16 protein-coding genes are annotated in these 14,454 nt (G+C 49.5%); 14 read left to right on the top strand and 2 right to left on the bottom strand.

Annotated features, from left to right (window positions below):
- Positions 1 to 244: 244 nt before the first annotated feature.
- From BMW55_RS03735 to BMW55_RS03710, 5 genes are all read left to right on the top strand, one after another.
- Positions 245 to 994: an IclR family transcriptional regulator gene (locus tag BMW55_RS03735; protein ID WP_089965526.1), complete on the top strand. Its 750-nt coding sequence runs from the start codon at positions 245 to 247 to the stop codon at positions 992 to 994.
- A gap of 444 nt (positions 995 to 1,438) precedes the next feature.
- On the top strand, positions 1,439 to 3,067 hold the full coding sequence (locus tag BMW55_RS03725; protein ID WP_089965522.1) for an MDR family MFS transporter: 1,629 nt from the start codon (positions 1,439 to 1,441) through the stop codon (positions 3,065 to 3,067).
- A gap of 73 nt (positions 3,068 to 3,140) precedes the next feature.
- Positions 3,141 to 3,890, top strand: a complete 750-nt coding sequence (locus BMW55_RS03720) for an SDR family NAD(P)-dependent oxidoreductase (RefSeq protein ID WP_089965521.1) — start codon at positions 3,141 to 3,143, stop codon at positions 3,888 to 3,890.
- Positions 3,891 to 4,073: 183 nt separating this feature from the next.
- Positions 4,074 to 4,784 (top strand): GOLPH3/VPS74 family protein, encoded by a 711-nt coding sequence (locus BMW55_RS03715; protein ID WP_139179427.1) that lies wholly within the window; start codon positions 4,074 to 4,076, stop codon positions 4,782 to 4,784.
- A 16-nt stretch (positions 4,785 to 4,800) separates the two neighbouring features.
- Positions 4,801 to 5,163 carry a helix-turn-helix domain-containing protein gene (locus BMW55_RS03710; protein WP_089965517.1) on the top strand — a complete coding sequence of 121 codons (363 nt, stop codon included), beginning with the start codon at positions 4,801 to 4,803 and terminating at the stop codon, positions 5,161 to 5,163.
- Positions 5,164 to 5,338: 175 nt separating this feature from the next.
- On the opposite strand, the gene BMW55_RS03705 is transcribed toward BMW55_RS03710, so the two are convergent.
- A complete protein-coding gene (locus BMW55_RS03705; RefSeq protein ID WP_139179426.1) occupies positions 5,339 to 5,536 on the bottom strand; it encodes a hypothetical protein in 198 nt (65 codons plus the stop codon).
- A 326-nt stretch (positions 5,537 to 5,862) separates the two neighbouring features.
- Between BMW55_RS03705 and BMW55_RS03700 the strand changes: the two genes are divergently transcribed.
- The 7 genes from BMW55_RS03700 to BMW55_RS03670 all read left to right on the top strand — a co-directional run bounded on the left by BMW55_RS03700 (position 5,863) and on the right by BMW55_RS03670 (position 10,550).
- Positions 5,863 to 6,186, top strand: coding sequence for a VOC family protein (locus BMW55_RS03700; RefSeq protein WP_089965514.1), 324 nt, complete (start codon positions 5,863 to 5,865; stop codon positions 6,184 to 6,186).
- Positions 6,187 to 6,576: 390 nt separating this feature from the next.
- Positions 6,577 to 7,251 carry a 7-carboxy-7-deazaguanine synthase QueE gene (locus tag BMW55_RS03695; protein WP_089966006.1) on the top strand — a complete coding sequence of 225 codons (675 nt, stop codon included), beginning with the start codon at positions 6,577 to 6,579 and terminating at the stop codon, positions 7,249 to 7,251.
- 19 nt (positions 7,252 to 7,270) lie between these two features.
- Positions 7,271 to 7,957, top strand: a complete 687-nt coding sequence (queC, locus tag BMW55_RS03690) for a 7-cyano-7-deazaguanine synthase QueC (RefSeq protein WP_089965512.1) — start codon at positions 7,271 to 7,273, stop codon at positions 7,955 to 7,957.
- 15 nt (positions 7,958 to 7,972) lie between these two features.
- The gene (locus tag BMW55_RS03685) at positions 7,973 to 8,359 is read left to right on the top strand and encodes a 6-pyruvoyl trahydropterin synthase family protein (protein ID WP_089965510.1); all 387 of its coding nucleotides are present in this window, start codon (positions 7,973 to 7,975) and stop codon (positions 8,357 to 8,359) included.
- A gap of 23 nt (positions 8,360 to 8,382) precedes the next feature.
- The gene (queF, locus tag BMW55_RS03680; RefSeq protein ID WP_089965509.1) at positions 8,383 to 8,874 is read left to right on the top strand and encodes a preQ(1) synthase; all 492 of its coding nucleotides are present in this window, start codon (positions 8,383 to 8,385) and stop codon (positions 8,872 to 8,874) included.
- Positions 8,875 to 8,979: 105 nt separating this feature from the next.
- The gene (locus tag BMW55_RS03675) at positions 8,980 to 9,426 is read left to right on the top strand and encodes a BrxA/BrxB family bacilliredoxin (protein WP_089965508.1); all 447 of its coding nucleotides are present in this window, start codon (positions 8,980 to 8,982) and stop codon (positions 9,424 to 9,426) included.
- Between the two features lie 119 nt (positions 9,427 to 9,545).
- A complete protein-coding gene (locus BMW55_RS03670; protein ID WP_089965507.1) occupies positions 9,546 to 10,550 on the top strand; it encodes a glycine-rich domain-containing protein in 1,005 nt (334 codons plus the stop codon).
- Positions 10,551 to 10,630: 80 nt separating this feature from the next.
- Here the strand turns inward: BMW55_RS03670 and BMW55_RS03665 are convergent, their stop codons facing one another.
- Positions 10,631 to 11,359, bottom strand: a complete 729-nt coding sequence (locus tag BMW55_RS03665; protein ID WP_089965503.1) for an alpha/beta hydrolase — start codon at positions 11,357 to 11,359, stop codon at positions 10,631 to 10,633.
- 197 nt (positions 11,360 to 11,556) lie between these two features.
- Here BMW55_RS03665 and BMW55_RS03660 point away from each other — a divergent pair, with 197 nt between their 5' ends.
- Positions 11,557 to 13,506 (top strand): acetate--CoA ligase, encoded by a 1,950-nt coding sequence (locus BMW55_RS03660; protein ID WP_089965497.1) that lies wholly within the window; start codon positions 11,557 to 11,559, stop codon positions 13,504 to 13,506.
- 217 nt (positions 13,507 to 13,723) lie between these two features.
- Complete coding sequence (locus BMW55_RS03655; protein WP_089965495.1) at positions 13,724 to 14,431, top strand: sigma-70 family RNA polymerase sigma factor; 708 nt, start codon at positions 13,724 to 13,726, stop codon at positions 14,429 to 14,431.
- Positions 14,432 to 14,454 lie beyond the last annotated feature (23 nt).

Here is a 14,454-nt window from a genome sequence, read left to right as displayed (position 1 = left end):
ACCTCCTTTTAAAGGGGATGGATCCTTTCAGTATTAGTTTCATCTGACGAAACAAGGTTTCTTTTTTCGTAACCATTATACAATGGATTGAAAAAGTTGTATACCCCTTCAACCTATAAAAATCGTCCAAATGAGTAGAAAGAACTTCCATCTTTTTTTCCTTCGTTTTTCTTTAATATTTGCGAGAGGCAGAGTATAATGATTGAAAACAGGTTTCAAAGAGTGAAACACGGAGGGCATCACCGTGAGTGAACAGAGCAAAACAACCGTTCGGTCTGTCGAACGTGCATTGGATATCTTGCTGTGTTTTGTAGACGAATCCCAACTGGGAATGATGGAAATTGCGGAACGGACGAAATTGAATAAAAGCACTGTTTTCCGCTTGCTTGGAACCTTGGAAGCAAAAGGCTTTGTGAAGCGGGATCCGCAGACGGAGAAGTACCAGCTGGGGTTCCGCATCTGGGAGCTTTCGGCCAATCTCGACCATTCGGATGACCCGGCGGTTTTATTCCTGCCGGAGATGGAGCGCTTACGGGATGACCTGGATGAAACGGTCAGCTTGTATATTCGCGACGGACGGGAACGGATCCGCATCCAGGCGGTGGAAAGCAGACAGGCGATCCGGCGCGTGGCCCCGGTAGGAGCCCGTATGCCCCTGTCCGTGGGAGCCTCCAGCAAAGTGCTGATGGCTTATGCTGATAAAGAACTGCTGGAGCAGGTACTCTCCGATCCCATGTGGCCCGGCGGCATTGACCGGGACGTTTATGTCTCACAGTTGAAACAGATCCGGGAAGATGGTTATGCCATCAGCGTGGAAGAGCGGGAAGCCGGAACAGCGGCCGTGTCCGTGCCCATTTTCAGCAGGGCCGGCCGCCTGATCGCCGCATTGGCGGTATCGGGCCCGGTGTCGCGGATGAACGTAAAAAAAATGATCCAGTTCGTGCCAAGGTTGATCCAAGCCGCTGAAGAGATGGGGAAAATGGTGAGAGAATAAATGAACAACAGCCCTTAGTTGCTATATATGCACAGGGGGCTGTTGTTATTTTGACTGGTGGTTGATGGAAAAGCAAGTTTGCGGATGTTACTGCCAAAGCGGCAAGTTCGATGGCCGTCCCTCAATTTTGGCAAAAAGTGCTTTGATAACAGGTTAATCAAGAAGGCAAAGGAAGAGGAGATAAATCTTTCTACACCCGATGCCCGTGCCGGAAAAAGTGGCCCGGCCCGCGGCTTCGCGTCGAAATCATCTTTCATACATGTTCAGTTGACAGTAATATTTCATATGATTAATATTTAATTATGTTAAATTTAAGTTGTATGGAATATCCTTTTGGAAGGGTTGAATATCCTTGGAAAGGAATGACGAAATCGCTGATTACAGCTTAGCTGTTTCAACATTTCGCTCAACGGTATCATCCATATATTAAATGAGGAGATGAACATGAATACAGATCAAGCTGTGTTACAGCTGGAAGAGCAACAACAAGCCAAGGAAAACAGGGGGATCCTGATTGCCGGCCTGATTATCGCCATGTTGTTTGCGGCCTTGGATAATACCATCGTCGGAACCGCTTTGCCCCGGATTGTCGGCGAATTGGGGGGATTGAGCCTGATGGCCTGGTTGACGACCGCCTATATGTTAAGCTCGACCACCATCGTCCCCATCGCGGGTAAGTTGGCGGATCTGCTTGGACGAAAAAATGTATATGTAGCCGGGCTGGGGATTTTTATCATCGGATCCGCGCTGTGCGGAATGGCTCAGACCATGCACGAGTTGGTCTGGTTCCGCGCCTTGCAGGGAGTGGGCGGCGGAATTATGATGCCCATGGCGATGATCGTCATCGGCGATTTATTTTCCGGAAAAGACCGGGCCAAATGGCAAGGGATTTTTGGGGCGGTTTTCGGTCTCTCTTCCGTGATCGGTCCGCAGGTGGGCGGATGGATCGTCGATTCGCTGAACTGGAGATGGGTTTTTTATATCAACTTGCCGGTCGGAATCCTGGCCACCATCTTAATTGCCATCGGTTTAAAAGGGCACCGGGCGGCGGGACCCGTCAAAATCGATTTTGGCGGCATGATTACCATGTCAGCGGGGATTGTCAGCCTGCTTCTCGCTCTTACCTTCGGAGGTAAAGATTACGAGTGGGGGTCATGGCAAATTTTATCCCTGTTTGCCGTCTCCGTTGTCTCATTTATTCTCTTTGCCGTGATCGAGACGAGAACCAGCGAGCCGATTCTGCCGCTCCAACTTTTTAGAAACAAAATCTTTACGTTGATCAACGGTATCGGATTTTTGATGAGTGTGGGAATGTTTGGCTCCATCATGTTTGTTCCGCTGTTTATGCAAGGGGTTGTCGGAGTAAGTGCCACCGAATCCGGCACGATTATGACTCCGATGATGATCACCATGATCATCGCCAGCATTGTAGGCGGAAGATTGTTATACAAGATCGGGGTCCGGGTCCAAATCCTGGCGGGAATGTTCTTGATGGCAGTCGGGTTTGGCCTTCTGTCCACCATGGGGGTAGACACCTCGAGTTGGGTGGCCACAAGCTATATGATGGTACTTGGTCTGGGAATGGGACTTGTGATGCCTACGCTCACCATCATCCTACAGGAGACATTTCCCAAATCGCAGTTGGGTGTTGTCACTTCATCCAGTCAATTTTTCCGTCAGATTGGCGGAACATTTGGCATGACGGTTCTCGGTGCGATCATGAACCATCAATCATCGCAGTTGCTGACTGAAAAACTGGAACCTGTCCTGCAAAAAGCACCGCCGCAGGCAAGCGGGATGATTGATAGCCTGACCTCCATGATACACAAGGATGCCCAGGGATTGTATTCTTCGCTCTTAAATCCGGAAGCGATGCAAAAGATGCCGGACATGTTGAAACAGACCATCGTTCCGATCTTAAAGGTTTCGCTGGTGGATTCTTTGCAAATCGTCTTTCTGTCCGGGCTGATTTTTGTCATTCTCGGAGCTGTCCTGGCTCCCTTTTTGGGAAAGCTCAAACTTAACAATCCCGGGGAAAATACCCCCGAAGAAACGACTAACCCCTCGCTCTGATCAGAGCAAGGGGTTTTCTCCTCTCTTTTCGAATATGAATGAAAGCTACCCATTTCATGAAAGGAAGAGGGAGATGGCAAACTTTCAAGATCGTGTGGTGATTGTTACCGGAGCCGCACAGGGAATCGGAAGGATCATTGCCGAACATTATGCGGCCGTCGGGGCGAAAGTGGTGCTTGCAGATTATAGCGAGGACAAGCTTTCAGAAACGCAAAAAAGAATCCGGGAATGGGGAGGGCAGGTTTTGTCCGTTCCTGTCGATGTGCGAAAAGAAGAGGATGTGATCCGGTTGATCAGAAAGACGGATGAGCAATATGGAGCCATCCACATCCTCATTAATAACGCCGGAATTTCCCGCTGGAAATCCCCCTATGAATTGACGGTGGAGGAATGGGATGATGTGATTCAAACCAATTTGCGCAGCGTTTTTCTCTGCTCGCGGGAGGCGGCAAAGGTGATGCGCAGGGGTTCTCGCGGGGCCATCGTCAACATCGCTTCCACAAGGGCCCTCATGTCCGAGCCAAACAGTGAAGCGTATGCCGCCTCCAAAGCGGGAATTGTGGGGCTCACCCATGCGTTGGCCGTTTCCTTCGCCGGGGACAAGATCCGCGTGAATGCCGTCAGCCCCGGCTGGATTGAAACCGGGGATTATGAAGCATTGCGACTCGCGGATCATAAACAGCATCCGGCGGGACGGGTAGGGAAACCGGAGGATATCGCCCGGGCCTGTTTTTACTTAACAGATCCCGACAATGATTTTGTGACCGGAATTAATCTGGTGGTCGACGGAGGTATGACCCGCAAGATGATCTATGAAGAGTGACAGGAGCAAAAGGAATCTGAACGCCGCAGAAATTGAAATCTGCGGCTTTTTTCTATCTTGCATGAACGGTCAAAGAAAAATTAAAAAACTGGGAAAAAATACTTGCTTAGATCCTATAAATGGTTTATCGTAAGTAATAAGTAGTAAGTAGTAAGTGATTAGTGGTAAGTGGATATCGGTGAGTTGAATAAACACGAAATTGGAGTGATTCACATGCCCGTGGAGCTTACACTGCCTGAAGAGTTATTGATTCTGGGGATTGATGACACCCACCGCTTTAAGCTTCATTTTCGTTCGCACCAAAAAAACTACACGGTGGGGACGGTTCTGTTGGAGTTGCTTCTGCGTGAGATCATTGAAATGGACGAGAAAGGCCGGCTGATTTTAACAAGCTCGTCCATGACGGGAGTACCCTATCTGGACCGGGTCATCCAGCTGTTGGCTGAACATGAACGTAAGCCGAAAAACCTGAAAAAATGGATCATCTATTTTGGCAACCGAAACAGGCTGCGCAACCAGGTGAATCAGGCGGTTCTGGAAAGTTTGCAGACAAAAGAAGTACTTAAGGTGGAACAATCGCGTTTTCTGTTCATTCCGGTCAAAAAATTCGTGGTAAACATGGATGCGCGTGAGTATGTGGTGCAGAAGATTCGTGCCGAATTGCTGGAAGAAGGGCCGGTGGAGGCTCAGACAGTGCTCTTGGTGTTTCTTTTGGAACGGGCCAAATTGCTGGGTGATTATTTTTCCCACTATGAAGAAAAACAGTTAAAAAGCCGGCTGAAAGAGTTAAAGGAGCAAGACCAACAAATTGCGGAATGGGTAAAATCCGTCAGAAAGGCTATGGATGAGATGGATGCGGCAATTACCACCATTATTGCCACAACTGCCAGTTGATTGAAGGTGACAGGACATGGGGCGCAGGCGAAGTTTGGAGACAATTCAACAGGCGGAAACCGTCACGATCAGCGAACTGGTTCGCTTATCCGGTGTTCGTTACAGCACGATCAAATATTATACCGAAGAAGGATTGCTGCCGTTTGAGCAGGAAGATACACGGCTGACGAGACGCTATCATCGGGAGAAGGCGCTGGCGCGGCTCACCGAGTTGCGGAAGTGGCGCCAAGAGGGATTGTCGATCCGGGAGATTAAGGAAAACCTCAGGAAAGGTGAAAATGAACATGTTGGAGAGATAATTGAACCTGACCCCAATTCCCTCTGTTCTGTAAGTTTCTCACCGTTTCAAACAAATGAGGGGAATCGACCCGAAAGTTGAACAGCCAGCTTCAGCCTAATGGCTGACCGGTCGATGCGCGGACGTTTCCGGCTGTCACCTGTTTGGAATGCGGGAACGGGTTCCGGCCGGACCCTCCCTCTTTTTTGTTGCTCAAAACTGTGAATCGATGATTTCCACAGGGAAAAACACCGCCGAACAGGACCGGCGGTGTGCATTAATTGATTTTGATTTCGAATTTCTCGCTGAGCAGCTTTTTGATTTTCTCTTTTTGTTCCAAGTGCCATCGATCTTCATAATCTTTTAGACTCTGATAAGTTTCGCGCAGAGCAAATTCGATGATCGCACACTCATCGGCACCGAAAGTTCTGACATACATGTCATTCATATTTTTCAACTGATGGTTATCCGCCATCATCCCATCCCTCCTCGTTCTAAGTGTTGACAAGGAAAGGGATGGTTAGCCGTTTTCAGGCCGATTCTTTTGTCCGTTGAGAAAATCCTGGAGCGGTATCTTCGCTGGTTCCTTGAGCCGGCAGAAAAGATCCGCTTCTTCCGTTGCTGCCATCAAATGCTTCTTGATGTGTGCGCTGGTGAATATAATGAACTCAGTCATTCGGTTTCGTCGATTTACGGAAAGGGCTGAATGAAACGGAACGAAGAATAAGGAAAAAAAAGGATTTTTTCTCCCGTTCCGTGCATACTAACAGAGCCCTTTTGATACATAAAGGAGGGAACCTGATGGACCGGGCGATACATTACTTCTACCAAGCCGGCGGGCCAGAAGAACCGGAGCATTTATCTCACTCGCTGTTTGGATCGTCACTGCAAACGGAAGAGTGTTGGATGGGGAAGATCGGGTCCTGTCACAAAAGGTTTGAACAGCCCGACACTTCTATTCGCTCGATTGAGGTTCAATCGTTAGAAGAGGCGGCTGAAAAAATCCGGCAATGCGGAGGGCGGTTAATTGTTCCCAGAGTGGAGATTCCGGATATTGGTGTGCTTGCGTATTGTTTGGACGGGGACGGTAACCTCTTGGGAATCTTGGAACGAACTTCATCATAACAGGCTTGGCTCCCGCTCGCCAAGCTTTTTTCTTTTGCATGCACACACCCTCGGGAAGAAAAAGAGGACTGGTTCATCGTCAGAACATTGCGCATTAGTCACGGGAAGTTGCGAATCATAGATTTCATCTGATAGCATGGGCTTAGCAGAAAAAGCAAGGGAAATAATTGAAAATACTTCCGATTATATATAGATTTCATAGAAAATAGTCATGAATTCTATTAAAACTGAGTCGCCAACTCGGGAGGGGACGGGCCATTGGTGTGCAGCGACCATCAGGAATGCGGGAGCATCAGGAATACCCCAACCCGACCTGCGATCTTCCAGGACAGAAAAGAGGTGAAACACTTGCAAGAAGCGCTGGAACAGTTGGACGATCCCAAACTTCCGATGGTGGAAGTTTTTCAAACGGTGGAGGGGGAGGGAACCCGGGCGGGATTTCCCACTACCTTTGTCCGTGTCTTTAATTGCAACTTGCGTTGTACATGGTGCGATACACCTTATAGCTACGCCCCGGCCAAGCCGGAGTATCTGGCAGCGGTTTCGGAAATCGTGGAGCAAGTGAGGCAATATCCCAATAAACATATTTGTCTGACAGGGGGAGAGCCGCTGATGCACGGGCACAAGTCTCTCGTCCTGATCAAGGCCCTTGCGGACATCGACTATGTTGAAGATATTCATATCGAAACCAATGGGGCCATTCATCTCGGACCTTTTCACCGCTTACGGGAAAACGACGAACGCGTCGGAAAAAAAGTGCGCTTCATTCTGGATTATAAGCTGCCCGCGAGCGGCGAAACCGAGAAGATGCTTCCTGAGAACTTTGCTTATTTGCGGGATTCGGATGAAATTAAGTTTGTCATCGCAAATGAGGAAGACTTTCACCATGCGGTCGACATTCTGGGGCGTCTGGTCCAAAAAGGTATTCCTCTTTTCAGCCCGGTGTGGGAAACGATGCGCCCGGAGAAGTTGGTTTCACTGATCCTTGAACATCGGTTGACAAACGTCAAGCTCAGTTTGCAGATCCATAAGGTGATCTGGGAACCGGATGCCAGGGGAGTTTAATGTCAGGAGGGGAACAGAGATGAAAGAGAAAGCGGTCATCGTATTGAGCGGGGGGTTGGACAGCACGACCTGTATGGGTATTGCCCGGGATCGGGGTTATGAACTTTATCCGATAACTTTTTTCTATAACCAGCGGCATCACAAAGAAGTGGAACATGCCAAGCGGGTGGCTGAACATTACGGAGTGGCTGACCGTCATAAAGTCGTCAATGTCTCTTTTTTGGGGGAGATCGGGGGCAGCGCACTGACTGATGAAACCATCGCTGTCCGTACATCGGGTGTGGATGAGGAGATCCCGGAAACGTATGTGCCGGCCCGGAACCTGATCTTTTTATCCTTGGCCGTCGCTTATGGCGAGGTGATCGGGGCGAGAACGATTTATACCGGAGTGAATGCGGTCGATTACAGCGGATATCCGGATTGCCGTCCCGAATTTATCCGGTCACTTACAGAGACGGTCAATTTGGCCACCAAGATGGGGGTTACATCCGAACAGAAAATCAAAATCGAAACGCCGCTCATCCACTTGACCAAAGCGGATATCATTCGGATCGGTCTGGCATTGAAGGTTCCGTACGAATTGACCACCTCCTGCTATCAAGGCGAAGAAGAAGCGTGCGGCGTTTGCGACAGTTGTTTGCTGCGGCTGAAGGGTTTTGCCGAAAACAATGCGGTTGACCCGATTCCATATAAATCCATTTCGTGAGCAGGAGGGAGTGACATGCGCGGGAAATACACGTTGGTCAAACATTTTTGGCTCTCCTGTGCTCATCGTGTTCCCGGGGCGGGCAAGTGTGAGCGGATCCACGGCCACAATTACAAAGTCACCTTTTGTGTGGAAGGGTATGAGCTGGATGAGCAGCAGATGCTGATCGATTTCAGACAGGTCAAACATGCCATTGAGAAAAAGTTCGACCATCACCTGCTGAACGATTTTCCCGAGTTTGACCCCGGCCGGGGAGGAAGCGCACCGACAACGGAGAAAGTGGCGGAAGTCTTTTTCTCGATCATTGAGGAGTTGTGTTTACAAAAGGAAAACAGGCCCACGGTGAAATGGGTGGAAGTGCAGGAGACTGAAGAAGCTTATGCCAGATATGAAAAAGTGTAAAGGAAGAACGGAGGGAACCGACCATGGGAAGCAACCGCGGGGATTTGAATCTCAAGTTGCTGGGAAATAAAGAAACGGAGTATCTGTTTGAATACAACCCGGATGTGTTGGAAGTATTTGATAACAAGCATCCGGATACCGATTACTTTGTCAAATTCAACTGTCCGGAATTTACCAGCCTCTGCCCGATCACGTCGCAACCGGACTTCGCTACCATCTACATCAGCTATGTCCCGGATCAAAAGCTGGTGGAGAGCAAGTCACTCAAATTGTATCTCTTCAGTTTCCGTAACCATGGGGATTTTCATGAAAACTGCATTGTCACCATCATGAAGGACCTCATCAAGGCCATGGACCCCAAGTACATCGAAGTCTGGGGCAAATTCCTGCCGCGCGGCGGAATCAGCATCGATCCGTATGTGAACTACGGAAAAAAAGGAACAAAATGGGAAAAGATCGCTGAAGAGCGATTGGCCAAACATGATCTGTACCCTGAAACGGTGGATAATCGTTGACCTACGGCGTTGTCAATGTATCTTGATTGCTTTGGGTCATTGACAGAACGAAGTGAAGTGGACGCTGGCTGGGGGATTGGATAAAATAAACCCTAAGGAGGGATCATGGTGTCTCAAAATTTCTATTTCCAGCAAATGCAAATGATGGTTCAGCCCATGCGCGATGAGCTGACCCGACTCGGCATAAAAGAGCTTCGCACTCCCGAAGAGGTGGACGAAGCCTTACAGGGTGAAGGTGCGAAAGGGACCACGTTGGTCGTTGTGAACTCCGTCTGCGGATGTGCTGCCGGCCTGGCACGCCCGGCCGTGGCTTTGTCTCTTAAACATGACAAAGTGCCCGACCATCTGTACACGGTTTTTGCCGGGCAAGACCGGGAAGCCACAGCCCAGGCGCGTACTTACTTTGAAGGCCAGCCGCCGTCTTCCCCGTCTTTCGCTCTGCTCAAAGACGGCAAATTGGTTCATATGATTCACCGGCATGAGATCGAAAATGTGCCGCTCGAAGAACTGGCAGCCAAGTTAACCAGCGCTTACGACAAGTATTGTGATTGACCGAAGAGCCGCTCCCCTTTTCCGTTCCGGATTAAAAGGGGAGTTTTTATTTTTGAAAATTTAACTGGAACTCATTCCTCCCGGGCATTTACAATGGAAGTAGAGAGAGGATGGTGAATATGGAAGTTATTGCATTTGTGTTACTGGTGTCGTTTATCGCCATCGTCATTATCGTAAATGCCTTCTACCGTGCAGCCAAAAAAAGTGACCGCAATCGTCTCTATGTTCTGCCCGATCTGGGGATTCAAAACCACTCCGAAGCATTTAAGCGGGATATGCTTGCCTTCATTGATCATTTGGAAGAGTCATTATCGGAAAGTTATGTCGAACGTGTCAAGGAGCGGGTGATCCGCGAACATAAGATCAGTTTGATGGAATGGGAAAACCGCTGGTTTGAATGGAAGCGTTATTTGGTGATGACGGCCCTTTTAAAATCGGTTCCGATGTATAGCCGCGAAGTGGACGAAGTATGGCATGAGATGCTCATGTTTACCAGGGAGTATGATGATTTTTCGAAGAAGTTTTTAAAAACGATGCTCCACCATGCTCCCAATGCACCGGCCCAATCCTTCGACCCCCATGAGCGCGCTTGGTTTGATGTCATATATGCCCTGTTGTTTAAACCGACCAAGTACAGCATTTCCACCTGGGGGCCGTTTATGAAACATCCGCTGTCCAAAACGCTCATGTCTGACCTGCAAAATCGGCCCCTGCATGAGTTGACCGCCAAATATTTTAATGAACATGCCATGCAGCACTTCCCGGTTGTGTCCGGTTTAGTTCGCTTTATTGTCGATGAATTGAAAAACCGGCTTTCAGAGATCGACAAGCATGTGAGGCAGCAAGGAACGAAGGTAAACAAGTTTGCCAAAAACCGGGCCTTTCATGCCGGCGAACCCGATCTGGCCCTCTGGATGTTAAACGGCGTCTTATTTTTATCGCTGGTTCATTCGGATCATTTTGAGGAACTATATGAAGAAATGTTTCCCAGGCAAAGCAGTAGCCACGGTTCCGGTTGTTCGGCCGCTTCCGGTTGTTCGAGCTGCACCTCGGGGGACAGCGGAGGTAGCAGTTGCAGTAGCAGCAGTTGCGGCGGTGGAGGAGGATGCGGGGGAGGCAGCTGATCATCACATCACAGCCCCGGTTGTCGATCGGACAATCGGGGCTGTGCCATTCAACAGTTTCTATTTTCGACGGACACTGCTTATGCTCCAAAGAAAAATTTCAACGCTTGCGGGATGTCGCGTTGCCAGAAACCCCATGTATGGTCCCCTTCGGCTTCGACATAGTGAACGCGGGCCTGTTTTTCTTCCAGATGGCGGCGGACTTCACGGTTTCTCGCCAGCAGATCCAGATTGCCCATATGGGTGGGAACAGCGGTTTCCGATTGGCCGATCGATTGGTAAATGGTGAGGTGATCCAGTGATGAAGCGCGCAGGATCGCCTCATTGGTTGCTTCCAGAAAGGCTCCGGACTGCGACAACACTTTAGAGCAGATATCGGGATGATTTAAAGCGATGTGCAGGGAGACTGTTCCGCCCAACGATGAACCGCCGATGACCAGCTTTTCGATGGACGGGTCTACGGGGTATCGCTGCCGGATCCGCGGAAGCAGCTCTTCCGTGATCATGCGGATATGTTGGGAATGGCGGTTGCCTTTCGGGGAATATTCCGAAGTTCTCCGTTCTTTTTGCACGGGGACGGCCACCATGACCACAGGTTCAATCTGGCCTTCCAGAATCATTTGATTGGCTTGGGTGGCAATTCTCCCCAGGTTGAAATAATCGTTGCCATCGTGGAGGACCAGCATCGGATATCGGGCGCTTTCCGCATAATCGGGCGGCAGATAGACAAGAATTTCTTTCGTTTCATCCAGATGAGTGCTGTGGAGGATTTCCTTTTTAATAATTCTTTTGTAAACTCTCGATTCCATCTCAATCAACTCTTTATCCGTAAAGTCATGTTCTCCTTCTAATATACCCCAAAACGCACGGATTTTCTTCTAAATCTGGTTGTTTCTTTTGCACATGCAAAGCCGGGCTGTTCAGAATATGATTTTTTGACCCAATACTGAAAATAGATTTAAAATAGAAGCAGGCTATTCTACTTGTAAATGGAGTGATCATGGCAATGAATCAGCCTGTTTGGGTTCCTGACCGTGAGCAAATGGAGAACACCCGCTTGTACCGCTTTATGCAGAAGCTCGGCTACTCAGATTATGATCTTTTTTACGAGCAATCCATCCGCAATATTGCCTGGCTGTGGGATGAGGCTGTCAAAGATTTGGGATTGGAGTGGATTCAGCCGTACCGCCAAGTGTTGGATCTATCGGACGGGATCGCTTGGGCCCGCTGGTTTAAGGATGGCAAGATCAATATATCCGCCAACTGTTTGGACCGCTTTGTCGCTGATCCGGCTTCCCGCCATCGTTTGGCGCTCATCTGGGAAGGGGATGACGGGGAAGTAAAGAAATATACGTATCGCGATTTGTGGTCCGAAGTCAACCGGTTTGCCCGGGGACTTACGCAACTCGGCGTAAAGGCGGGTGACCGTGTGGCCATTTATTTGCCGATGATCGCGGAAAATGTGATCGCCATGCTGGCCGTTGCCCGGATCGGAGCCATCTTTACCCCCTGTTTTTCCGGATATGGGGCGGAGGCGGTGGCCACCCGGATTCAGCATTGTGAAGCGAAAATTTTGATCACTGCCGACGGGTTCTTGCGCCGCGGTAAAGTGATTGCCATGAAAGAAGAAGCGGATCGCGCGGCCGATCTGTCGCCGACGGTAGAGAAAGTGATTGTGGTCAGGCGTTTGGGGCGCCGCGATTCGACTTGGAATCCGGACAGAGATGTGGAATGGGATTCACTCATCACAAATATGAAAACGCTTACTCCCCATGTGACGGATGCGGCCGATCCGTTTATGATCATCTATACTTCCGGCACGACGGGCAAACCCAAAGGAACCGTCCATGTGCACAGCGGTTTCCCGGTTAAAGCCGCCTTTGATGCCGCCTACGGGTTTGATGTAGGACCGGGGGACATTTTGTTCTGGGTGACGGACATGGGCTGGATGATGGGACCGTGGATGGTGTTTGGTTCGCTCTTGACAGGGAGTACGATGCTGTTGTTTGAAGGCACCCCGGACTATCCGAATCCCGACCGCATCTGGGAGGTGGTCGCCAAATACGGGGTGAGTCATCTCGGGATTTCTCCCACGTTGATCCGCGCCTTGATGAAATATGGGGATGCCTGGATTTCCCGCCATGATCTGAGCAGTTTGCGCGTCTTCGGCTCAACGGGCGAACCGTGGAACCCGGACCCCTGGAACTGGCTGTTTGAGAAGGTAGGGAAAAAACGGGTTCCGATTTTTAACTATTCGGGAGGAACGGAAATTTCCGGCGGGATTCTGGGAAATCATTTTCTGAAGCCGTTGGTTCCGTGCGGATTTACCGGGCCCCTGCCCGGCATGGATGCGGATGTTTTGGATGAAGAAGGAAATCCCGTGCGCGGCCGGGTGGGAGAATTAGTGTTGCGCCAGCCGTGGGTGGGTATGACCAGCGGTTTTTGGCAGGATGCCAAACGATACGAAGCCACTTACTGGAGCCGTTGGCCGAATATCTGGGTTCATGGGGACTGGGTAAAAATTGACGAGGACGGATACTGGTTTATCACCGGACGCTCTGACGATACGCTGAAAATTGCCGGGAAAAGGTTGGGGCCGGCAGAGATGGAATCGGTGCTGGTCGAGCACCCTGCGGTGTCGGAAGCCGCTACGGTCGGTGTACCCGATCCGGAGAAAGGCGAGGTTCCCATCTGTTTTGTCGTGTTGAAACCGGGGTCAGACCAAGGAACGTCTTTAAATGAAGAGTTGAAACAATTTGTGTCTGACCGGATGGGAAAAGCATTTAAGCCGATCCATGTTTACATCATCGATGAATTGCCGAAGACCCGTAATGGGAAAATTCTCCGCCGGGTCATCAAAGCGGCCTACCTGGGAGAGAATCCCGGTGATTTGTCTTCACTGGAAAATGTGCGTGCCATCGAAGCGATTCAAAAACTGGCTATGAAAAAATCATAATTTGTTATATAATATTTTGGCCTGGTCCATTTCCCAGGCTTTTCTTCATGGGAGGGAATTTTTTCCTTTTATTCGTGGACTTATTCCATTTATCTTCTTCGGAATAGTGGGTTTTTTAAGACCATTTGACCCGTCCATGTGACAATAATTCTGCTACAAGAGACAAAAAAATGAATGGACGTGCGAATGAATATGTAGGGAGAGGTGTCGGTATTGCATGTTCCAGGGAACAGATTTAGAACGGCGTGTACTGCAGGTGCAAGGTACCGACTCTCCGGAACAGAGAGATGAGCTGTTAAGAGAGTTAGAACCTGATGTGCGCAGAATTGCATCCCGTATTTGCAGGCGGGTGATCACCAGGCAGGATGACGAGTACATCGTTGCTTACAAAGGGATGGATGAAGCCATTAAAAGCTTCAGCCCCCATCATAAAGCGAGCTTCTTGTCATTTGCCTACAAAGTGATTCAGCGCAGGCTGGTCGATTATTTTCGCCAAGAAGCCAAGTACCAGAGGGTCGTACCTTTCTCAGGTCCTGGAGTACGTGAAGAAGAATCCTATCATCCAGAAATCGTAGCGCAGTCTTTTGAAAGGCACAAAAAGGAAGAAATCATGCAGATGCGCCGCTCAGAGATTGAAATATTTAAAGAAGCATTGGAGCGGCACGGAATTACTCTGACCGAATTGGTCAAGAAATCTCCCAAACATCGTGATACCCGGGAAAACTTGTTTCAAGTCGCCAAGACTCTAGTTTCGGATGAACAGTTACTCCGCCAATTTTACCGCCAGCGCAAATCGGATAAAAACATGGCCGAGAAGTTGGGATTGCATCGAAGAACACTGAGCCGGCACCGTACTTACTTGATTGCACTAACCATTCTTGTCGTCGAAGATTTGACTTTGATGCGCAGCTATGTGGGTTTGTAAGCGGGAAAAGAAGGGAGGGTGAC

This window comes from Lihuaxuella thermophila (genome assembly GCF_900110165.1).
Lineage (GTDB): Bacteria > Bacillota > Bacilli > Thermoactinomycetales > Thermoactinomycetaceae > Lihuaxuella > Lihuaxuella thermophila.
Note: the sequence above shows the minus strand (reverse complement) of the source record. Positions and strands in the feature narration are given on the sequence as shown.

What these genes read in the sequence shown, in the direction of transcription:
- BMW55_RS03655 (WP_089965495.1), top strand. Translation starts at nt 13,724, where the DNA reads ATGTTCCAGGGAACAGATTTAGAACGGCGTGTACTGCAGGTGCAAGGT.
- BMW55_RS03660 (WP_089965497.1), top strand. Translation starts at nt 11,557, where the DNA reads ATGAATCAGCCTGTTTGGGTTCCTGACCGTGAGCAAATGGAGAACACC.
- BMW55_RS03725 (WP_089965522.1), top strand. Translation starts at nt 1,439, where the DNA reads ATGAATACAGATCAAGCTGTGTTACAGCTGGAAGAGCAACAACAAGCC.
- BMW55_RS03670 (WP_089965507.1), top strand. Translation starts at nt 9,546, where the DNA reads ATGGAAGTTATTGCATTTGTGTTACTGGTGTCGTTTATCGCCATCGTC.
- BMW55_RS03700 (WP_089965514.1), top strand. Translation starts at nt 5,863, where the DNA reads ATGGACCGGGCGATACATTACTTCTACCAAGCCGGCGGGCCAGAAGAA.
- BMW55_RS03665 (WP_089965503.1), bottom strand. Translation starts at nt 11,359, where the DNA reads ATGGAATCGAGAGTTTACAAAAGAATTATTAAAAAGGAAATCCTCCAC.
- queF (WP_089965509.1), top strand. Translation starts at nt 8,383, where the DNA reads ATGGGAAGCAACCGCGGGGATTTGAATCTCAAGTTGCTGGGAAATAAA.
- BMW55_RS03685 (WP_089965510.1), top strand. Translation starts at nt 7,973, where the DNA reads ATGCGCGGGAAATACACGTTGGTCAAACATTTTTGGCTCTCCTGTGCT.
- BMW55_RS03710 (WP_089965517.1), top strand. Translation starts at nt 4,801, where the DNA reads ATGGGGCGCAGGCGAAGTTTGGAGACAATTCAACAGGCGGAAACCGTC.
- BMW55_RS03675 (WP_089965508.1), top strand. Translation starts at nt 8,980, where the DNA reads ATGGTGTCTCAAAATTTCTATTTCCAGCAAATGCAAATGATGGTTCAG.
- queC (WP_089965512.1), top strand. Translation starts at nt 7,271, where the DNA reads ATGAAAGAGAAAGCGGTCATCGTATTGAGCGGGGGGTTGGACAGCACG.
- BMW55_RS03705 (WP_139179426.1), bottom strand. Translation starts at nt 5,536, where the DNA reads ATGGCGGATAACCATCAGTTGAAAAATATGAATGACATGTATGTCAGA.
- BMW55_RS03720 (WP_089965521.1), top strand. Translation starts at nt 3,141, where the DNA reads ATGGCAAACTTTCAAGATCGTGTGGTGATTGTTACCGGAGCCGCACAG.
- BMW55_RS03695 (WP_089966006.1), top strand. Translation starts at nt 6,577, where the DNA reads ATGGTGGAAGTTTTTCAAACGGTGGAGGGGGAGGGAACCCGGGCGGGA.